This window comes from Cupriavidus sp. C1SS-2L (assembly GCF_057073735.1).
The window spans coordinates 358,211-371,972 of record NZ_CP172709.1 but is presented as its reverse complement, the minus strand read 5'-3'; the positions used below and the strand labels follow the sequence as shown (position 1 = coordinate 371,972).

11 protein-coding genes are annotated in these 13,762 nt (G+C 65.4%); 7 read left to right on the top strand and 4 right to left on the bottom strand.

The annotated features are described in order from the left end of the window. The first annotated feature begins 5 nt into the window (after window positions 1–5). The 5 genes from pdxR to nadC all read left to right on the top strand — a co-directional run bounded on the left by pdxR (window position 6) and on the right by nadC (window position 7,150). Complete coding sequence (gene pdxR / locus ACIGJG_RS19395; protein WP_483673765.1) at window positions 6–1,547, top strand: MocR-like pyridoxine biosynthesis transcription factor PdxR; 1,542 nt, start codon at window positions 6–8, stop codon at window positions 1,545–1,547. A 266-nt stretch (window positions 1,548–1,813) separates the two neighbouring features. Continuing rightward, on the top strand, window positions 1,814–2,218 hold the full coding sequence (locus ACIGJG_RS19390; RefSeq protein WP_011299876.1) for a nuclear transport factor 2 family protein: 405 nt from the start codon (window positions 1,814–1,816) through the stop codon (window positions 2,216–2,218). Between the two features lie 16 nt (window positions 2,219–2,234). Continuing rightward, complete coding sequence (locus tag ACIGJG_RS19385) at window positions 2,235–3,674, top strand: NAD(P)/FAD-dependent oxidoreductase (RefSeq protein WP_011299875.1); 1,440 nt, start codon at window positions 2,235–2,237, stop codon at window positions 3,672–3,674. 191 nt (window positions 3,675–3,865) lie between these two features. After that, the gene (gene fusA, locus ACIGJG_RS19380; protein WP_483673764.1) at window positions 3,866–5,932 is read left to right on the top strand and encodes an elongation factor G; all 2,067 of its coding nucleotides are present in this window, start codon (window positions 3,866–3,868) and stop codon (window positions 5,930–5,932) included. Window positions 5,933–6,316: 384 nt separating this feature from the next. Beyond that, window positions 6,317–7,150: a carboxylating nicotinate-nucleotide diphosphorylase gene (gene nadC / locus ACIGJG_RS19375; protein WP_011299873.1), complete on the top strand. Its 834-nt coding sequence runs from the start codon at window positions 6,317–6,319 to the stop codon at window positions 7,148–7,150. Between the two features lie 92 nt (window positions 7,151–7,242). Here the strand turns inward: nadC and ACIGJG_RS19370 are convergent, their stop codons facing one another. Further along, window positions 7,243–7,788 carry a MarR family winged helix-turn-helix transcriptional regulator gene (locus tag ACIGJG_RS19370; RefSeq protein WP_011299872.1) on the bottom strand — a complete coding sequence of 182 codons (546 nt, stop codon included), beginning with the start codon at window positions 7,786–7,788 and terminating at the stop codon, window positions 7,243–7,245. A gap of 351 nt (window positions 7,789–8,139) precedes the next feature. Here ACIGJG_RS19370 and phnN point away from each other — a divergent pair, with 351 nt between their 5' ends. Continuing rightward, window positions 8,140–9,948, top strand: a complete 1,809-nt coding sequence (gene phnN / locus ACIGJG_RS19365; RefSeq protein WP_483673763.1) for a phosphonate metabolism protein/1,5-bisphosphokinase (PRPP-forming) PhnN — start codon at window positions 8,140–8,142, stop codon at window positions 9,946–9,948. Window positions 9,949–9,991: 43 nt separating this feature from the next. After that, window positions 9,992–10,984 carry a tripartite tricarboxylate transporter substrate binding protein gene (locus ACIGJG_RS19360; RefSeq protein ID WP_483673762.1) on the top strand — a complete coding sequence of 331 codons (993 nt, stop codon included), beginning with the start codon at window positions 9,992–9,994 and terminating at the stop codon, window positions 10,982–10,984. Window positions 10,985–11,108: 124 nt separating this feature from the next. Here ACIGJG_RS19360 and ACIGJG_RS19355 read toward each other — a convergent pair whose 3' ends face one another. The 3 genes from ACIGJG_RS19355 to ACIGJG_RS19345 form a co-directional block, all read right to left on the bottom strand. Further along, window positions 11,109–11,441, bottom strand: a complete 333-nt coding sequence (locus tag ACIGJG_RS19355; protein WP_011299869.1) for a hypothetical protein — start codon at window positions 11,439–11,441, stop codon at window positions 11,109–11,111. Between the two features lie 335 nt (window positions 11,442–11,776). Further along, entirely contained in the window at window positions 11,777–13,441 is a 1,665-nt protein-coding gene (locus tag ACIGJG_RS19350; RefSeq protein ID WP_011299868.1) for a cation acetate symporter, read from the bottom strand. Next, the gene (locus ACIGJG_RS19345; protein ID WP_140949373.1) at window positions 13,438–13,752 is read right to left on the bottom strand and encodes a DUF485 domain-containing protein; all 315 of its coding nucleotides are present in this window, start codon (window positions 13,750–13,752) and stop codon (window positions 13,438–13,440) included. The genes ACIGJG_RS19350 and ACIGJG_RS19345 overlap by 4 nt, the downstream gene beginning before the upstream one ends. Window positions 13,753–13,762 lie beyond the last annotated feature (10 nt).

Here is a 13,762-nt window from a genome sequence, read left to right as displayed (position 1 = left end):
GCCCTATGACCTCCAAGCTGACGCCCCCCATGTGGGACCAGCTCTTCCAGCAGCACGCCCACTCCGGCCTGAGCCTGCAAGGCAAGATCCGCCAGATGCTGGTCTCCGCGATCCTGGATGAACAGCTCCCGCAGGGCGTCCCGCTGCCGAGCAGCCGCGAGATGTCCGCGCAGCTGCGCGTGGCCCGCAATACGGTGGTACTGGCCTACCAGCAGCTCGTGGACGAGGGCTATCTGATCTCCCGCGAGCGCAGCGGCTATTTCGTCAATCCGGACATCCTGGGCACGCGCGTCAGCGGCGTGGCATCGCTGCGCGGCACGCCGCAACCCGACACGCACGTCAGCGCCCGTCCCGACTGGGACAGGCGTTTCGTGTTCCGCCCGACCCACCAGCGCAATATCGTCAAGCGCCACAACTGGCGCGATTACCCGTATCCGTTCATCTACGGTCAGTACGATCCCGTCCTCTTCCCCACGGCCGACTGGCGCGAGTGCTGCCTGAAGGCACTGAGCGTGCTCGATATCCACGAGTGGGCGCAGGACATGATCGTGCGCGACGACGAATCGCTCGTGCAGCAGATCCGCACGCGCGTGTTGCCGCGCCGCGGCGTGTGGGCCGGCGCTGACGAGATCGTGATTACCGTGGGCGCACAGCAGGCGCTCTACCTGCTGTCCGATTTGCTGGCTAGCCCAGATACACCAGTCGGCATCGAGGAACCGGGCTACCCGGACGCGCGCAATATCTTCGGCCGCCATACCTCGAAGCTGATTCCACTGCCGATCGACGCCGAAGGCGTGATTCCCTCCGATGCGCTGCGCGCATGCGACTACGTCTACGTCACGCCAAGCCACCAGTGCCCCACCACGGTCACCATGCCGCTGGCGCGCCGGCAGGCGCTGCTGCGGCAAGCGGAAGAGGCGGATTTCGTGCTGATCGAAGACGACTACGAAAGCGAGAGCCGCTTCGAAGGCGACCCGACGCCGACGCTGAAAAGCCTGGACCGCAACAACCGCGTGATCTACGTCGGCAGCCTGTCCAAGAGCCTCGCACCGGGGCTGCGCATCGGCTACATCGTCGGCCCCGCCGAACTGATTGCCGAACTGCGCGGCGCGCGCCGGCTGATGTTGCGGCATCCGTCCGCGTATATCCAGCGCGCGTTCTCGCTGTTCCTGTCGCTGGGCCACTATGACGCGCATCTGCGGCGCCTGTCCGCCGCGCACCGGGCGCGCGCCGAGACCGTGCTGGCCGCGCTGGCCGCCCATATGCCCGAGTTCCGCCCGGTGCCAATCGCCGGCGGCGCGTCGTGCTGGATCGAAGGGCCGGCGTGGCTCGATGCCGATGCGCTGGCGCGCCTCGCCGAACTGCAGGGTGTGCTGATCGAGCCCGGCAGCGTGTTCTTCATGGGCGAGCCAGCGCCACGCAACGGCTTCCGGCTCGGCTATTCGTCGATCGCGCCGGAACGTATCGAGCCCGGCATACGCGTGCTAGCCAGCGTGGCACGCGAACTGCACGCAGCTATCCCCGCACGGGGCGCATCGGCGGCCTGAGCGGCGGCTCAGGCGGCACTGAGGCAAGAAGGGCTACCGCGCTCCGCGCAGTAGCCCTTTCTGCATTTTCGGCTCTGCCGGAGGTCATTTGCCGGGCCTATCCGCAGCCCGCAAACTGCTGGCCCAAGCGATTAGCACCAACTGGTCCTACAGCGCAGCGCGCAGTCTCCCTATCCTCGAGTCATGGTCGATGCGCGGTCCCTGCTGCCGCATCGTCACGCAATACCGGCCATACCAGCAACACCAGAAATACCACGGAGACCCCTATGAGCAAGCCCAGCACCACCCCGGTCGGCACCGACCTCCTGCAAGCCTTCAACGACGCCTGGAACCGCCACGACATCGACGCGCTGATGAGCTTCATGGCCGACGATTGCGCATTCCACGGCGTGGCGGGCGCCGACTTGCTCGGCCGCAGCTTCGTCGGCCGCGATGCCGTGCGCGAGGGCTTCATGCTGGCCTGGCAGACGTTTCCCGATGCGTCGTGGACTGAAGGCGAGCATTTCGTGTCTGGCGACCGCGGTGTCAGCGAATCGACGTTCCGCGGCACGCGTGCCGATGGCGCACGTATCGAAGCGCGCATGGTGGACGTGTTCACGTTCCACGACGGCAAGATCGCGGTGAAGAACGCGTACCGCAAGGATCGCCCGCCGGTGACCAACGCGGCCTGAGCACCGGAGACGCGCCATGGAAGCAGTAGCCACCCGCAATCTCCTCACCGGCGGCCATGCCACCGCGCCGCAGCGGCCGTATGACCCCGCGTACGACCCGCTGCGCACGCCTACGCCGGGCCAGGGCCGTGAATATGCGCCGACCTACTGGATCGGCACGGCCGGCGAGCCCCCTGCCGATGACGGCCCGATCACGCATGACATCGACGTGGACGTCGCCATCATCGGCTCCGGCTTCACGGGCCTGACCAGCGCGATCTTTCTCGCGCAGGAGCACGGCATCAAGGCGACCGTGCTCGAAGCGAACCGCGTGAGCTGGGGCTGCAGCACGCGCAACGGCGGCCAGGCGCAATGCGCGTCGGGCCGGCTCAAGCGCTCGCAATGGATCCAGCGCTATGGCCTGGATACGGCACTGCGCCTGCATGAAGAAGTCTGCGACGGCATGCAGACCTTCAAGAGCCTGATCAAGGACATCGACTGCGATCCGCAGCCCGGTGGCCACCTGTATATTGCACACCGCGCCAAGGCCATGCCTGCGCTCGAAAAGGAAGCGAAGGTCCTGCGCGATATCTTCAAGTACGATGCGCGCATCATCGATGCCGACACCGTGCGCCGCGAGTACGTCGATGACAAGGAAGCCGCGGGCGCCATGCACGAGCCCGAGGGCATCGGCATCCACGCCGGCAAGCTCGCGTTCGGTTACCTGCGCCGCGCGCGCGAACTCGGCGTCAAGGTGCATCCATCGAGCCCGGTGACGGGCTGGGAGACGCGCAATGGCGTGCATTACCTGCGTACGCCGGGCGGCATCGTGCGCGCGCGCTCGGTAGGCGTGGCCACGGGCGGCTATACCTCGCAGTCGCTGCACCCGCAGCTCAAGAACCGGCTGTTCCCGATCCTGTCGAACTCCATCGTCACGCGCGTGCTGACGCCCGCCGAGATTGAAGCGTGCAACTTCCGCACGCACCAGGTCATCACCGACACGCGCATCCTGCGCCACTACTACCGCCTGATGCCCGACGGGCGCCTGCAGATCGGCAGCCGCAGCGCGATCACCGGTCATGATGCACCGCAAGACCAGTACCGCCAGAAGCTCGTCGACGACATGTACCGCAAATTTCCGTCGTTGCGCGGCATCCAGATCGACTATTCGTGGTGGGGCTGGGTCGACGTGAGCCACGACATGATGCCCCGCATCACCCAGCCCGATCCGTCGCAGTCGATCTATTACGCGTTGGGTTATGGCGGCAACGGCGTGATGTATTCCGCGCAGGCCGGCAAACGGCTTGCAGCGCTGATTGCTGGCAAAGGCGATTCACTGCCGCCGCTGCCGATCTTCCGTTCGTCGCTGCCCTTCCCGAATGTGCGCGAGATGGTGGAATCGCAGATGTTCGCGCCGTTCCGCCGCTTTGGCCAGCGCTTCCTGTATCACTGGTACCACTTCAAGGACGAGGTATAACGCCCTAACGCCCCGGCGGCAGGCTTCGCTGCGTCGCAGCATGCCGGCCGGCCGCGCTGTGGGCCGCAGCGCGAGTGCACAGGACGGGACTCCTTTGTCTGCTCCCGCCCCATCGGCGGGTTTCCGCATATGGTGCTTCCGGCAATTTTCGCCAATAATGGCCTGACTGCCATTGCCGGACGAGAGCTGCCATGCACTATAGTCCCGACGCAATTCGAACCATTGCCCTGCTGGGCCACGCGGGGTGCGGCAAGACCTCGCTAGCCGAGGCGCTGCTGCACAAGGGGGGCGCCCTGCATGCCCCAGGCAGCGTCGAGCGGGGTTCAACGGTCAGCGACTTTGACCCGCTCGAGCGCAAATACCACCACTCCCTCACCTCCGCAGTCCTGCACGTCGATTTCCGCAACACCCGCATCTACCTGATTGACACCCCCGGATATCCCGACTTCTCTGGCCAGGCCATCAGCGCCCTGCCTGCGGTGGAAACGGCCGCCATCGTCATCAATGCCCAGACCGGCATCGAGATGACCACGCGGCGCGCCATGGCGTGGGCCCAGGCGCGCAAGTTGTGCCGGATGATCATCGTCAACGGCATCGATGGCGAGAAGGTCGACCTGCCAGCGCTGCTTGCCGACATCCAGGAAGCGTTCGGCAAGGAATGCCTGCCGATCAACCTCCCGGCGGCGGGCGGCAGCCAGGTGGTGGACTGCTTTTTCAACCCTGCCGGCGAAGCGGATTTCCTGAGCGTGCCCGCCGCGCATGATGCGCTGGTCGACCAGGTGATCGAAATCGATCCGGAGCTGATGGAGCTTTACCTCGAGCAAGGCGAAGCGATTCAGCCCGAGCAGTTGCACGCGCCGTTCGAGCGCGCGCTGCGCGAAGGGCATCTGGTGCCGATCTGCTTCACCTCGGCCGCCACCGGTGCGGGTGTGCCAGAACTGCTCGACGCGTTCGTGCGGCTGCTGCCGAACCCGACCGAAGGCAACCCGCCGATGTTCTACCGCAGTGTCGGCGAAGGCAGCGACGGTGCGGAGCGCAAGAAGGAAGTGCGCGCCGAGCCCGTGCCCGACAAGCATGTGCTCGCGCACGTCTTCAAGATCGTGATGGACCCGTACGTCGGCAAGATGGCGGTGTTCCGCATCCACCAGGGCACCGTCACGCGCGACAGCCAGCTCTACATCGGCGATGCGCGCCAGCCGATCAAGGTCGCGCATTTGCTGTTGCTGCAAGGGAAGGAGCACGAGGAAGTGCCACGCGCAGGGCCAGGCGACATCTGTGCGGTGGCCAAGATCGACGAGATCGGCTTCGATGCGGTGCTGCATGATGCCAACGAGGACGGCAATATCCACCTGATCCCGCTCGAATTCCCGACGCCGATCTATGGCCTCGCGATCGAGCCTGCACGCCGCGGCAACGAGCAGCGCATGGCCGAAGTCCTGCACAAGCTGTCCGCCGAAGATCCTTGCCTGCGCGTCGAGCATCCGCCCGGCACGAATGAGACCGTGCTGCTCGGGCTCGGCGAGTTCCACTTGCGCTGCGTGATGGAGCGGCTGACCGAGCAGTACAAGCTCGAAGTGGTCACACGGCCGCCGCGCATCGCCTATCGCGAAACCATTGGCGGATCGGCGGAGGGCCATCACCGCCACAAGAAGCAGACCGGCGGCGCGGGTCAGTTTGGCGAGGTCATGCTGCGCGTGGACCCCCTGCCGCGCGGCACGGGCTTCGAGTTCGTCGACGCGGTCAAGGGTGGCGCGATTCCCGGGCAGTTCATTCCGGCCGTGGAAAAAGGCATCCGCCAGGCACTGGAGTGCGGGCCGCTGGCCGGCTTCCCGATGCAGGACGTGCGCGTCACGGTGCTCGATGGCAAGAGCCATCCTGTCGATTCCAAGGAAGTGGCATTCGCCACTGCCGGGCGCAAAGCCTTTGTCGACGCCGTGCTCAAGGCCAGGCCCAGCGTGCTGGAACCGGTGGTCGATATCGAGGTGATGATGCCCGACTCGTCCATGGGCGACGTGATCGGCGATCTCTCGTCCAAGCGCGGCCAGGTGCATGGCACCCGTACCGGTGCGGCCAACACGGTAATTGTCGCCGGCAAGGTCCCGCTGTCGGAGCTTAACGACTACCAGTCGCGGCTGAACAGCCTGACCGGCGGCCACGGCAGCTACACCATCCAGTTCAGCCACTATGAGGGCGTGCCGCCCGGGCAGCAGGACAAGATGGCGGCCAAGCACAAGGCGCAGGCCGATACCGGGGCCTGAGCGCGTCCCCTCTGCGCGTATGGCCGCGGCACGCTCGCGGCCATACGCGAGCATCGCGCGCACCGTTCGGACGATAATGGGCCCCGTTTCCCACTGATTGCTCCGATCATGGACAAGGCCCGTGTCTTGACTTTCTTCCTTGGCGTGGTGCGCGCCGGTAGTTTCCATCGCGCGGTTCCGAAGATGCCCTGGTGCGGCTGGCCGGCTCTGCGCCACATCCCCTCGCCTCCCACCGTCGCAGCAAAGTCGCTCCCGGCTGATCTCGCCAATTTATCTTAGACATCGAAATATTATTGACACGGTACGCCGAGGTGCTAGTATTGCGCCATGTACTTCGATATCTAAGATTATTGAGTACAGCCACCGACCACTCAGGAGCGACACATGTACGACATATTCTCCACCGACAAGCTCATCGATCTCTGGCTGACCGAAGACATCGGCATCTGCGACCTGACCGTCCAGACGATGATCGAACCGGGTGAAACCGGCACGTTCTGCATGAATGCGCGGGAACCGATGATCATTGCCGGCATTGACGTGGCCGCACGCATCTTTGCCCGCTATGACCCCAGCCTTTCGATCGACGTGCGCGCGGCCGATGGCGACAAGGTCGAAAAAGGCGCGGTGCTGCTCAACGTCAGCGGCAATGCACGCAGCGTACTGACCGCCGAACGGACGGCGCTCAACATCATGCAGCGGCTGTGCGGCATCGCCAACCTGACGGCGCGGTATGCCGATGAAATCGCGCATACGAAAGCGCGCCTGATCGACAGCCGCAAGACCACGCCGGGCCTGCGCGCGCTGGAGAAGCATGCCGTAACCTGCGGTGGCGGCCTGAACCACCGGCTCAGCCTCGACAACGGTGTGATGATCAAGGACAACCACATCGCCGTGTGCGGCAGCATTGCCGCGGCCGTGGCGCGTGTGCGCAGGAAGCTGCCGGTGCTGACCAAGCTCGAGGTCGAATGCGATCGACTCGATCAGGTGCGTGAAGCGCTGGACGCCGGCGTGGATGTGATCATGCTCGACAACATGTCGCTGCCCGACATGAAGGAAGCCGTGCAGATCGTCAACGGCCGGACCAAGGTCGAGGCGTCGGGCGGCATTCGCCTGGAGACAATCCGCGCGGTGGCGGAAACCGGCGTCGACTACATCTCCACCAGCAAGATCACGCAATCGGCGCCCGCCGTGGATATCGGGCTCGACGACGCCTGAGCGGCGCGCAAGGCTGTTCCTCGTCTACCCGAGGGCACTTCCCCTTCGCCGGTACCTGCCGGCGCGGGGCTTTTTCGTCTTCGCTTTCTGCGTCAGAGATCAGCCAGCAGGCGCCCGACTTCCTGCGTCGAAGGCACCCTGCGTCCGCTTTCCGCAAGCGCGGCCTCGTCGGCGACCAGCTTCTCGGCGATCGAGATCAGCACGCGGCGCGTGGTCATCACGTCCTCTTCCGTCACGCCTTCGACGCTGATCGCGTTGACCTCTTCGGCCAGCGGCTCGAGCTTGCGCCGTAGCGCCCGTCCTGCCTTGCTCAGGAACACATGCACTTTCTTGTTGTTCCCCGGCAGGTGCATCCGCTCCACATAGCCCAGCGCTTCCAGCGCCTTGACCGCAGAGAACGTCGTTGGCTCCGTCACGCCGGCACGCTCGCTCAGTTCGCGCTGCGACAGGCCATCGTGCCGCCACAGGATGCGCAGGATGGTCCAGTGCCCGTACGACACGGAATGCTGCGCGAGGCGCAGCTGCAGCGCGCGGATGTAGGCGCGCGCGGCGTCCTTGACGAGGTGCGCCAGGCGCTCGACGTCGACTTCGTCGGAAGGCGTGATCGTGACCGGGGATTCCTGCTTTTTCGTGGCCATAGCGGTGACATAGAAGGCGATGCGATCCCGGTATGGCCATCGTGGCCACGAGCGGGGCGGTGCACATGATAGCGCTTCCGGACATCGCCCGCGCTGTTCCCGCCATACCGCACAGCCCCATCCATGTAGCCGTCACTACATCAGTGCAGCATGCGCGACGCTGATGCGCCGGGCACCGGCAACGCGCATCGGCCATCCCCGTGTTTTCCCCTAGAACATCAGAAATCCCGCGTACACACTGGATTTGCGGCAGCTGGCCCGTTGCTTGCATTAACTTAGACATCGAACTTGTCTTGACAGTCCGGGGCTGGCTGCTAGCATACCCAAACATCTTCGACGTCTAAGGTAATCATGAAAGAGAGCGGCACTTTTTTTCTTGTGGTGGGCCCTAGCGGGGCAGGCAAGGATTCCCTGATCGACGGTGCACGTGCGACCCTCGGCAACGACGAGTACGTGTTCGCGCGGCGCATCATCACGCGCCCGAGCGGATCGCCGGGCGAAGACCACGAAGGTGTCGCCGAGGCAGAGTTCGCCGAGCGCGAGCGCAATGGCGAGTTCCTCGTTACGTGGCATGCCCACGGGCTGCGCTACGGGCTGCCGCAGTGGCTGGTCGGGCTGCTGGAGACGGGAAAGCACGTGGTCGCCAACGGCTCGCGCGGCGTGATTGCGATGCTGGCCCGGCAACTGCCGCGCTTCGTCGTGGTGAATGTGACTGCGCCCCAGGACGTGCTGGCGCAGCGCATTGCCGCACGCGGCCGTGAATCCGGCGACGATGTCATGCGCCGCGTCGCACGCCAGGCCCCGCCGATGCCCGACGGCGTGCACTGCGTCACGGTGACGAACGACAGCACGCTCGATCTCGGCGTGGCGCGCTTCACCGATGCGCTGCGGAACGGCGCGAACGCAGGCTCTGTGCCGCAGCCCGCCAGCCGCCGCCATCTTGCGGCCAAGCTGGACGGCCAGCCGCTCGACGAAGGCGCCTACGAAGCCATCCTGCGCGACGCCATCGCAGGCCGCTACACCGAGCAGGAACTCACCGCCTTCCTGACTGCCGCCACACGCTCGCTCGACGACCGCGAAGTGGTTGCACTGGCCCGCGCGCGCACACGCTTTACCGCGCGCATCGAGTGGGATGAGCCAATCGTCGTGGACAAGCACTCCATGGGCGGCATACCGGGCAGCCGCATCACGCTGATCGTGGTGCCGATCGTCGCCGCATACGGACTGGCCATGCCAAAGACGTCTTCGCGCGCGATCACGTCGGCGGCCGGCACCGCCGACGCCATGGAAACCGTGGCGCGCGTGGACCTGACCCACGACGACGTGCGCCGTTGCGTCGCCCAGGCGCGCGCGTGCATTGCGTGGAACGGGCGTCTGAACCATTCGGTCATCGATGACGTGATGAACGCGATCACGCGGCCCCTCGGTCTCGACTCACGCCGCTGGGCAGTGGCCTCCATCCTGTCGAAGAAAGCCACGGCCGGCGCCACGCACGTCATCGTCGATATCCCCTACGGCCCGCAGACCAAGCTTTCCGCGCGTGCCGACGCCGACGCGCTGGCCGGGTTGTTCGAGGAGGTCGGCAAAGGACTGGGCCTGCACGTGCGCGCGCTGGTCACGGACGGCAGCCGGCCGATCGGCCGCGGCGTCGGTCCCGCGCTCGAGGTGCGCGATGTGCGGCAAGTGCTGGAGAACCACCCCGACGCCCCGATGGACCTGCGCGAAAAGGCGCTGCGCTTCGCCGGCGAGATCATCGCCTTCGATCCGCGTGTGGCGTCCGCGGCGCAAGGCATGCGCATTGCGACGGCGCTGCTCGACGAAGGAAGCGCCAGGGCCGCGTTCGATCGGATTGTCGCCACGCAGGGAATCCGCCCGGATCCGGTGGCGCCGGGCGCGCATACCCACGTGATCGTTGCACCGGCAGAGGGCCGTGTCGCGGCGATCAACGGGTGGCAGATCTCCGGCATTGCGCGCGCCGCGGGCGCGCCGCGCAGTGCCGGTGCGGGCATCGACCTGCTTTGCACGATCGGCGAGCGCGTTGCGGCCGGCGAGCCGCTGTACCGGATCCATGCGGAGTCCGCCGCGGATCTCGCCACGGCCGTCGCCATGACGGGCCCGGCCGGTGAAGCCTCCACGGCCGTGCGTGTTGATCCCGATTGACCTGGCTTCCTGTTTCCCCCACCCTAACCGACGAGGCAAATCAATGAGACCCCTAACCGTCGTCCGCAGTCTTGCATCGCTGCTGTTCGTGGCAGGCAGCCTGGGCACCTTGCCCGGACGCGCCGAAGCCAACATCGCGAGCACCTTCCCCCAGAAGCCGATCCGCATGGTCGTCACGTTCCCCGCCGGCGGCGGAACGGACGCGCTCGCGCGGCTGATTGGCACCGACCTCAGCAAGACCCTGGGGCAACCCGTTGTCGTCGACAACCGTCCCGGCGCGAGCGGCAATATTGGCGCCGAGTTCGTTGCCAAGAGCCCCGCCGACGGCTATACGCTGCTGATCGTCAACAGCAGCTTCGCCATCAACCCTGGCGTCTTCAGGAAGCTGCAGTTCGACCCGAAGAATGACTTCAATGCCGTCATCACCTTCGCGTCGGTTCCGTCGGTCATTTCCGTTCCGCAAAACTCCGGCTTGCGCACGTTCAAGGATCTGCTCGCGGCCGGCAAGAGCGCCACGCCGCCGAGCTATGCCTCGTGCGGAAACGGCACGCCGCAGCATCTGGCCGGCGAACTGCTCAAGATGTCCGCCAAGATCGACATGCTGCACGTGCCCTATAAGGGTTGTGCTCCGGCCATTGCAGACGTGCTGGGCGGGCAGGCGGAGGTCAGCATCAACACGCTGCCCAACACGGTGCCTTACCTCAAGAGCAACAAGCTGCGCGCGCTGGCCGTGACATCGAAGTCGCGTTCGCCGCTGCTGCCCGATGTGCCCTCCGTCAGCGAACTGGGCGTGACTGGCTACGAAGTCGACCAGTGGTTCGGCATTCTTGCGCCAGCGCATACGCCGCCTGAAATCGTGCAGAAGCTGAACGCGGAAATCGCAAAGGCCGTGGCCAAGCCCGAGATCAAGGCATCGCTCGCGCAACTCGGCTTCGCCACCACGACCAGCACCCCGGCCGAGTTCCAGAAGCTCGTGAACGGCGATATCGACCGCTGGCAGAAGCTCGCGTCGAAGATCAATCTGATCGCCGACTGATCCTGCCCGGGCGGGCTTCTGATGCATCAGGTAGCCCTTTTCCTCCGCATTACCTCAATGCCGCACGGGCGCTTGCCAGCATTCGTGGGAGCGCGTTCGTCCCTGCGTAGCGGGCGCCCCGTGCTCAGCCTCCCGTGATCGTGCAGACCTTCGAGATCATGTAGCCGACACCGGCGATCCGGTGCTCGTGCCCCGGATCGAATGCCTTCAGGTGAGCGGCGACGCAACGGTCGATCGCCGCGCATGCCGCCGCGTCGTCGAAGCCCGGCAGGAACGTCAGCGTGATCGCCGGCATCGGGTAGTCGAGCAGGCGCGCCTCTGCCATGCGGGTGTAGACATTGCCCTCGCGAAAGTCGTCGGGAATGTCCGGCCATTGGGGCAGAAGCCTCGTGGTGCTGCGCGCCAGTTCCGTATCGGTGATGCTGTCCACGTCAGCACGCGAAAGCGAGTAGGTCATGCTGGTTCCGTCCTTCCAGAAACATTGGAATGCGACGACGCGCGAGTGGGCGTACCGGCCCCAGCCGCTTCACGCCTCGACGATCGCCGCACCCAAAGACTAGCGGCCCGCCGCGCAACCAGCCATGCAAAGCGCGCCAGCGACTTTGCAATCCATGCCAGGCATATCGAAGGTCGCCCACGCGCTTTTCGAGCGAAAATATCTCAATCGAACACACCGGGCTATTCGACTGTATGGGAGCGCGCCGGCAACAACTACGCACAGCGTAACTCCGCTCTCCAGAAGTGGGAGAGGGAGCAACCCGACCCATGCATGATTGGCGCCGTCGGGAATTCTCAATGCTGCGATGCCCCCGCAGCCCCGATCCCCGTCATCGACCGCACGAACTGCGCGCCAAAGCGACGCCGCTCCGCAGCAGCCTGCGCCGAGTTGTCCAGCACCGACACGAGCCACGCGGAGACGAACGCAAGCGTCATCGAGAACAACGCCGGATTCGCATACGGGAAGATCGGCTTGTCATGGTGCAGCAGGCCGACCCACACCGTGGGGCCGAGCACCAGCAGCGCCACCGCCGATGCGAGTCCCGCGAGGCTTCCCGCAACGGCGCCCTTCGTGGTCAGTCCCTTCCAGAACATCGACAGGAACAGCACCGGGAAGTTGACCGAAGCGGCAATAGCCAGCACGAGCCCGGACAGGAAGGCGATATTCTGCTTCTCGAACAGCACGCCGAGCACCATCGCCAGCAGGCCGATGACCAGCGTGGCCGCCTTCGAGACGCGAATCTCGTCCTTCTCGTTCGCCTGTCCTTTGCGGAACACATTGGCGTACAAGTCGTGCGACACCGCCGAGGCCCCCGAAAGCGCCAGGCCCGCCACCACCGCGAGGATGGTCGCGAACGCCACCGCCGAGATGAAGCCGAGGAACAGGTCACCACCGATGGCATGCGCGAGATGCACCGCCACCATATTGCTGCCGCCGATGAGCTTGCCCGCGGCATCGCGGTAGGCAGGATCGCTCCCGACCATGACAATAGCGCCGAAGCCCACCACGAGGATCAGCACGTAGAAGTAGCCGATAAAACCGGTCGCATAGAGCACCGACTTGCGCGCTTCACGCGCATCCGCGACCGTGAAGAAGCGCATCAGGATATGCGGCAGACCGGCCGTGCCGAACATCATGCCCACGCCCAGCGAAATGGCGTCGATCGGGTTCGACACGAGGCCGCCGGGCGACAGGATGGCGAGTCCCTTGTCATGCACCTTCGCCGCGCCCGCGAACATCGCTTCGGGGCTGTAGTCGAAGTACGCCAGCACCATGAACGCCATGAACGTGACGCCGCCCAGCAGCAGCACGGCCTTGATGATCTGCACCCAGGTCGTCGCCAGCATGCCGCCGAACAGCACGTACAGCACCATCAGCAGGCCGACGACGACCACGGCCGATTCATAGCTGGTGCCGAACAGCAGTTCAATCAGCTTGCCGGCCCCAACCATCTGCGCGACCAGGTACATGATCACGACGGTCAGCGTGCCGAATGCGGCCGTGATGCGCACGGGCTTCTGCGACAGGCGGTACGACACGACGTCGGCAAACGTATAGCGGCCCAGGTTGCGCAGCCGCTCGGCCACGATGAACAGGATGATGGGCCAGCCGGCGACCACGCCGAGCGCGTAGATCAGCCCGTCATAGCCCTTGTCGAACATCATTGCCGAGATGCCGAGGAACGATGCGGCCGAGACCATGTCGCCCGCAATCGCCAGGCCGTTCTGGAAGCCGGTCAGGCCGCCTCCGGCCGCATAGAAGTCCGACGCTGATTTCGTGCGCCGCGCGGCCCAGCGCGTGATGCCGAGCGTGAACAGCACGAACAGCATGAACATCACGATGGCGCTCCAGTTCAGCGGCCGGCGCGTGACCTCGCCCTGGATGGCAGGCGCCGCCAGCGCAGCGCCACTTGCCAGGCTCATGATGAGAAGAGGCAGTTTGCGAAGAGTCGGCTTCATGCTTGGCACTCCTTGCGCAGGCGTTCGTTGATCGGGTCCAGCTCGGTATTGGCCCGACGCACGTAGACCGCAGTCAGCACGATGGCAGCCACGATGATGCCCACGCCGACGGGGATGCCGAGCGTCATGACACCGCCGCCAAGCGGCGTGCCGAGCGTGGCCGGCGCGAATGCCAGCAGCAGGATGAAGCCGAAATAGATGGCCAGCATCACCACCGTGAGCGACCAGCCCAGGCGCGCACGCCCGTTGGCCAGCCGGATGAAATCAGGGTGTTGCTGCAGGGTCTCAAGTTCCAGTTGTTGCGCGTCCATGCGGTCTCCT

Coding starts and splice junctions, on each gene's coding strand:
- nadC (WP_011299873.1), top strand. CDS start 6,317: ATGTACGACATATTCTCCACCGACAAGCTCATCGATCTCTGGCTGACC.
- phnN (WP_483673763.1), top strand. CDS start 8,140: ATGAAAGAGAGCGGCACTTTTTTTCTTGTGGTGGGCCCTAGCGGGGCA.
- fusA (WP_483673764.1), top strand. CDS start 3,866: ATGCACTATAGTCCCGACGCAATTCGAACCATTGCCCTGCTGGGCCAC.
- ACIGJG_RS19355 (WP_011299869.1), bottom strand. CDS start 11,441: ATGACCTACTCGCTTTCGCGTGCTGACGTGGACAGCATCACCGATACG.
- ACIGJG_RS19350 (WP_011299868.1), bottom strand. CDS start 13,441: ATGAAGCCGACTCTTCGCAAACTGCCTCTTCTCATCATGAGCCTGGCA.
- ACIGJG_RS19370 (WP_011299872.1), bottom strand. CDS start 7,788: ATGGCCACGAAAAAGCAGGAATCCCCGGTCACGATCACGCCTTCCGAC.
- ACIGJG_RS19360 (WP_483673762.1), top strand. CDS start 9,992: ATGAGACCCCTAACCGTCGTCCGCAGTCTTGCATCGCTGCTGTTCGTG.
- ACIGJG_RS19345 (WP_140949373.1), bottom strand. CDS start 13,752: ATGGACGCGCAACAACTGGAACTTGAGACCCTGCAGCAACACCCTGAT.
- pdxR (WP_483673765.1), top strand. CDS start 6: ATGACCTCCAAGCTGACGCCCCCCATGTGGGACCAGCTCTTCCAGCAG.
- ACIGJG_RS19390 (WP_011299876.1), top strand. CDS start 1,814: ATGAGCAAGCCCAGCACCACCCCGGTCGGCACCGACCTCCTGCAAGCC.
- ACIGJG_RS19385 (WP_011299875.1), top strand. CDS start 2,235: ATGGAAGCAGTAGCCACCCGCAATCTCCTCACCGGCGGCCATGCCACC.